We start from the raw sequence: 6,113 nt of genomic DNA on the forward strand, positions 1-6,113 counted from the left end.
AAGATAAGTATTTTTAGGATAGAGAACCCGTTATGAAAAAATTAATGTTAGCAGGTGCCATGTTGTGCACTAGTTTGAGCGCTTTTGCTAATGGTGTTGCAGTAACACCCGATGCCAATGATCCTATTGTGACAAAATTTGCCGCGCTAGGAGTAACTGTTAAACAAATTAACCCAAGTCCGGTTGCGGGCTTAAAAGAATTGATCACCAATAAAGGGGTGCTGTATGCAAGCCCTGACGGTCAGTTTTTAATGCAAGGTACGCTAATCGATTTAAACAACCGTAGTAATTTAACTGAGCAAGCACTTAATGGTGTGCGTCAATCAGGGTTAAAAGAATACGAAGATTCAATGATTGTGTATAAAGCGCCAGAAGAAAAACACAGCATTACCGTGTTTACTGATATTAGCTGTGGTTACTGTCGTAAATTACACCGTGAGCTTGATGACTTACTTGAGTCGGGTATTACGGTTAAATACCTAGCATTTCCACGTGGCGGCCTGCAAGGATCAGGTTATGCCGATTTAATGAATGTGTGGTGTGCTAAAGATCAGCAAGAAGCACTTACTGAAGCTAAATCTGGTGCAGATACACAAATTGTAAAAGACTGTAGCGCACCCGTTGCAGAGCATTACCAATTAGGGCAAAGCTTTGGAATTAGTGGTACACCGGCTATTATTTTAGAAGATGGTACGATGATCCCAGGCTACCAACCAGCTGCCGCACTAAGCGCTGCGCTTGAGGCTAACAAAGCAGGTTAATTAAAAACCTGAGTACCTGTTTAAAAAGGCCTTTATGGCCTTTTTTTGTCTTTTTGTTATGAATATCATAAGTTAAAAACCAGCATGAAAAAAATGATCATTGCGCGAGAACCCGTTGACGACTCTCATCTACCTAGTCATCTACATCCTGTTATTAAGCAAATTTATGCCACGCGTAACGTCTGCCATGCTGATGAATTAAATAATAGTGCGGCCACTTTGCTCGACTTTAAGCTATTTAAAGATATAGACAAAGCCAGCCAACTATTAATTGATGCACTGCATGCACAAAGTAAAATACTAATTGTTGGCGATTTTGACGCCGATGGCGCAACCAGCACCGCCACCTTAATGCAAGGGTTGGCCATGTTTGGCTTTACCCATTTAGATTATTTAGTGCCAGACCGCTTTAGTTTAGGTTATGGCTTAAGCCCAGCATTGGCTGAGCAAATAGTCACTATGCAGCCCGATTTAGTGATCACCGTAGATAACGGTATATCGTGTATTGCAGGGATTGATATTGTTAAAGCAGCAGGCATTAAAGTGCTGGTTACAGATCATCATTTACAAGGCGAGCAACTGCCTAATGCCGATGCTATTGTTAATCCTAATCGCCATGACTGTGATTTTCCCTCTAAGTCGATAGCCGGTGTTGGGGTGGCGTTTTATTTACTTATTGCACTGAGAAGTGCGCTGCGTGAACAAGGCTACTTTAACCAACATCCTATGCCAAATATTGCTGACTTACTCGATATTGTAGCCCTTGGTACGGTGGCCGATGTGGTGGCTCTGGATGCGAATAACCGTACGTTAGTGCATCAAGGCTTGGCACGTATTCGAAGTGGTAAAACCCGCCCAGGTATCACCGCACTGATTGAAGTGGCTAATCGCAATGCAGCTCGTTTGAGTGCCAGCGATTTTGGCTTTTCATTGGCGCCACGTTTAAATGCAGCAGGGCGTTTAGATGATATGAGCCTAGGTATAGCTTGCTTACTTAGCAACGACATAAATCAAGCAAGGCGCATAGCCGGTGAGCTTGACAGCTTAAACTTTGCCAGACGTGAAATAGAGCAAGGCATGCAAGTAGAAGCGCAAGCCGTGCTCGATAGGCTAGCATTTAAAGAAGATAGCGTACCTGATGCTATTTGTTTGTATCAAGACGATTGGCACCAAGGCGTTATTGGCATTTTAGCGGGGCGCTTAAAAGAAAAATACCACCGCCCAACCGTGATATTTGCGGGTGGCGAAAACGGTGAGATAAAAGGTTCATGTCGCTCTATTGAAGGTTTACATATGCGCGACCTGCTTGAAGGTTTAAACACCGCGCAGCCCGGTTTAATTAATAAATTTGGTGGCCATGCAATGGCGGCAGGTTTAAGTATTAACGAGCAGCAATTTCCTGAGTTTAAACGTGCGTTTGATAGTGCGGTTAGTGAGCAACTCAGTGAAGAAAGTAAACGCTGTATTGTGTTTACCGATGGTGAGCTACCTAATGATTGCTTTAGCATGGATTTTGCGCAGCTTTTAAAACAATCGGGCCCGTGGGGGCAGCAGTTTCCAGAGCCGGTATTTGAACACACCTTTGAAGTAATCCAGCAGCGTATTGTGGGTGAAAAACACTTAAAGCTAGTATTAAAGCATCAGTCTGCACGCTTAGTGGATGCCATAGCCTTTGGGATTGATGTAAAAGCGTGGCCAGATACCGAGGCGCAGTTTGTTAAAGTAGCGTATCAGCTCGATATAAATGAATTTAGAGGTAAATTTAGCTTACAACTTATAGTTAGAGAGCTTGAAAAAGTGGGCTAAAAAATATCTTCAAACCATGCATAAAAGGCTAATAAAACGCGCGGTTTTTTGTTAAAATCGGGCGTTTTTATTATTTAATGATTTTTAATTGCGCTCGGTCTCTTTTTTAAGTGCGCAATAACCTAGCCATTTTGGAGTAATGTACATGTTTGAAGTGAATCCTGTGATTAATCAAATCAAGGAAATTCGCGAACGTACTGAACTGCTTCGGGGGTACCTTTGACTACGCTCTTAAACAAGAACGTTTAGAAGAAGTTAACGCCGAACTTGAAGATTCAGCCGTATGGAATGAGCCTGAGCGCGCACAAGCCCTTGGTCGTGAAAAGTCAGCACTAGAAGCCGTGGTTGAAACAATCGATAACCTTGTTGCTGGTACTGACGATGTTGAAGGTTTAGTAGAGCTTGCTGTTGAAGCTGAAGATCAAGACACCTTTGATGAAGCACAAAGCGAACTAGCTGATTTAAACCAGCAGCTTGAAGGGCTTGAGTTTCGTCGTATGTTTTCAGGCTCTCACGATTCAAACGATGCCTACCTTGATTTACAATCAGGCTCTGGCGGTACTGAAGCACAAGACTGGTGTAATATTTTACTGCGTATGTACTTACGCTGGGGTGAAGCTAAAGGCTTTAAAGTAGAGCTTGTTGAGGCGACCGATGGCGATGTTGCTGGTATTAAAGGCGCAACAGTACGTTTTTCTGGTGAGTATGCATATGGTTGGTTACGCACTGAAACAGGCGTACACCGCTTAGTTCGTAAAAGCCCATTTGATTCAAGTGGCCGCCGCCATACCTCGTTTGCATCTGCGTTTGTTTACCCAGAAGTTGATGACAACATTGAGATTGATATTAATCCGTCTGACTTACGTATAGACGTTTACCGTGCATCAGGCGCGGGTGGTCAGCACGTAAATACCACTGAATCGGCAGTACGTATTACCCACGTACCAACCAATACCGTGGTGCAGTGTCAAAACGAGCGCTCGCAGCATAAAAATAAAGCCCAAGCAATGAAGCAGTTAAAAGCGAAATTATTTGAGCTTGAGCTACAACAGCAAAATGCTGAAAAGCAAAGCCAAGAAGACAACAAGTCTGATATTGGCTGGGGAAGTCAAATTCGTTCATACGTACTTGATGACTCGCGTATTAAAGATTTACGTACTGGCGTTGAAAACCGTAACACTCAAGCGGTACTCGATGGCGACCTAGATAAATTTATTGAAGCCAGCTTAAAATCTGGTTTATAACCACCAAGCTAAAAAAGAGCTAAAAAATGACTGATCAAATCCAAGACGAAAATAAGTTAATCGCTGAGCGTCGCGGCAAATTAGACGCTATTCGCGAAAATTGCCCAGCCAACGGTCATCCAAACCAATTCCGTCGTGAGCATTACACGGCAGATTTGCAGGCTGAGTTTGGTGATAAGAGTAAAGAAGAGCTAATCGAATTACAGCACGTAGTATCGATAGCAGGTCGTATTCTTGCTAAACGTGGTCCATTTATGTCTATTCAAGACATGAAAGGCCGTGTACAAGCATATGCCTCAAAAGACGTTCAAAAAGATTTAAAAGCAAAATATGGTCAGCTTGATATTGGCGATATTATTGGTGTTAAAGGCGCGCTGAACAAATCAGGTAAAGGCGATTTATACGTAGAAATGACAGAGTACGAACTGCTGACTAAGTCACTTCGTCCACTACCAGAAAAATTCCATGGCTTATCAGATCAAGAAACTAAATACCGTCAACGTTATGTTGATTTAATTACTAACGAAGCAACGCGTGAAACATTCCGCATTCGCTCACAAGTAGTTGAAGGCATTCGTCGCTTTTTAGCTGACCGCGATTTTATGGAAGTAGAAACGCCAATGCTACAGGTTATTCCTGGTGGCGCGACGGCACGTCCGTTTGTAACGCATCATAATGCGCTTGATATCGACATGTACTTGCGTATTGCACCAGAGCTTTACTTAAAGCGTTTAGTGGTAGGTGGTTTTGACCGCGTATTCGAAATTAACCGTAACTTCCGTAACGAAGGGTTATCGACACGCCACAACCCAGAATTCACTATGATTGAGTTCTACCAAGCGTACGCTGACTACATTGATTTAATGAACATCACCGAAGACATGTTACGTACAGTTGCAACTAATGTACTGGGCAGCCCAATTGTGGTTAACACCACTAAAGATGAAAACGGCGACGTTGTTGATTCAGTAGAGTATGATTTTGGTCAACCATTCACGCGTTTAAGCATGGCAGATGCTATCTTAAAATATAACCCTGAGTTTGATGCTGCGGTATTTAACGACCCAGAAAACCACTTTGAAGAATTAAAAGCGTACGCTAAACAAGTACACGTTAAAATTCCTGAAAACTGCGTATGGGGCCCAGGTAAGTTCTTATGTGAAATATTTGAAGAAACGGCTGAGCATATGCTTATCCAACCTACATTTATCACAGGCTACCCGTGGGAAGTATCTCCACTTGCACGTCGTAACGACGAAAATCCATTTGTAACTGATCGTTTTGAATTTTTTGTTGGCGGTCGTGAATTAGCAAATGGTTTCTCAGAGCTTAACGATGCACAAGATCAAGCTGAGCGTTTTACTCGTCAGGTTGAAGAGAAAGACGCTGGTGATGATGAAGCAATGCATTATGACGAAGACTACATTCGCGCACTTGAGTATGGTTTACCACCAACGGCAGGTGAGGGCATTGGTATTGACCGTTTAGTGATGCTATTTACTGACTCATCAACTATCAAAGATGTTATTTTATTCCCGCACATGCGCCCACAAGCTGACTAAGCTTGAAGGAATAAACTATAAAATTATTAACGCCGCTAATTAGCGGCGTTTTTTTTGCCTTATTGTTTGTGAGACATTGCCTAAACTTTATATTAGGGCTTTTAATTAATAAGTACTACACTGATAATAAAATGTAAGTACAAAGGGATATTAACCTTTAATTCAGTTTCATTATCATAAAGTTGCCTCACTGCTTAGCAACATTAAAGCAGTGCTATAACTTTTTGGTATGATTGTTTTTTAAACATTATGTTGTATTTATGTGAATTTTTTAGCTAAAATATGGCCGAAATTTGTACACGGTCATTATTAGTCGTAAAAATAAAAATTTCTAAAGGACTTAGATAAATAATATGAAAGCTAAACGAGTAGAGTCTTTACCCGATGAGAGCACCACAGAACAACAGCGACAAGCTTACTATCGCGCATGTATTGCTGAGTTTCAAAAATTGGGCTACCAAGAGCAATACCTAGCAGAGCTTACGGATGAACTAGTGCCAGTGATGGGTGTTAACTCAAGCACTCCAAATACCTAACCTGATTAATTTTCAAACTAATTACACTTTAAAACCAGACATGTGTGCAATCTATAGCCATATAGTCACTTTTGTCAGAAAAGTGTTTGACATATTTTCTGAAATCTTTATTATACGCCCCACAAGACGGAGAGGTGTCCGAGTGGCCGAAGGAGCTCCCCTGCTAAGGGAGTATAGAGTTTGTAGCTCTATCGAGGGTTCGAA

5 protein-coding genes are annotated in these 6,113 nt (G+C 41.9%); all 5 read left to right on the plus strand.

All coding sequences use genetic code 11. The features are described 5' to 3' along the window. Positions 1–32 precede the first annotated feature (32 nt). On the plus strand, positions 33–761 hold the full coding sequence (gene dsbC / locus MTF66_RS23675; RefSeq protein ID WP_010391520.1) for a bifunctional protein-disulfide isomerase/oxidoreductase DsbC: 729 nt from the start codon (positions 33–35) through the stop codon (positions 759–761). 84 nt (positions 762–845) lie between these two features. Continuing rightward, the gene (gene recJ / locus MTF66_RS23680; protein ID WP_138623711.1) at positions 846–2,567 is read left to right on the plus strand and encodes a single-stranded-DNA-specific exonuclease RecJ; all 1,722 of its coding nucleotides are present in this window, start codon (positions 846–848) and stop codon (positions 2,565–2,567) included. Between the two features lie 145 nt (positions 2,568–2,712). Then, positions 2,713–3,811, plus strand: a protein-coding gene (gene prfB / locus MTF66_RS23685; RefSeq protein ID WP_109874146.1) for a peptide chain release factor 2 whose coding sequence is annotated in 2 segments (ribosomal slippage) — positions 2,713–2,787 and positions 2,789–3,811 — 1,098 coding nt in all. Because the reading frame shifts where the segments join, the coding sequence is not laid out codon by codon here. Positions 3,812–3,837: 26 nt separating this feature from the next. Next, positions 3,838–5,373, plus strand: a complete 1,536-nt coding sequence (lysS, locus tag MTF66_RS23690; RefSeq protein WP_054201888.1) for a lysine--tRNA ligase — start codon at positions 3,838–3,840, stop codon at positions 5,371–5,373. A 353-nt stretch (positions 5,374–5,726) separates the two neighbouring features. Then, complete coding sequence (locus MTF66_RS23695; protein WP_138606615.1) at positions 5,727–5,909, plus strand: hypothetical protein; 183 nt, start codon at positions 5,727–5,729, stop codon at positions 5,907–5,909. Positions 5,910–6,113: the final 204 nt, after the last annotated feature.

The sequence above is a fragment of the Pseudoalteromonas sp. 2CM39R genome, from assembly GCF_023161845.1.

Bases quoted from the DNA above. Each gene is read 5' to 3' on its own strand.
- dsbC (WP_010391520.1), top strand. From the start codon at position 33: ATGAAAAAATTAATGTTAGCAGGTGCCATGTTGTGCACTAGTTTGAGC.
- recJ (WP_138623711.1), top strand. From the start codon at position 846: ATGAAAAAAATGATCATTGCGCGAGAACCCGTTGACGACTCTCATCTA.
- lysS (WP_054201888.1), top strand. From the start codon at position 3,838: ATGACTGATCAAATCCAAGACGAAAATAAGTTAATCGCTGAGCGTCGC.
- MTF66_RS23695 (WP_138606615.1), top strand. From the start codon at position 5,727: ATGAAAGCTAAACGAGTAGAGTCTTTACCCGATGAGAGCACCACAGAA.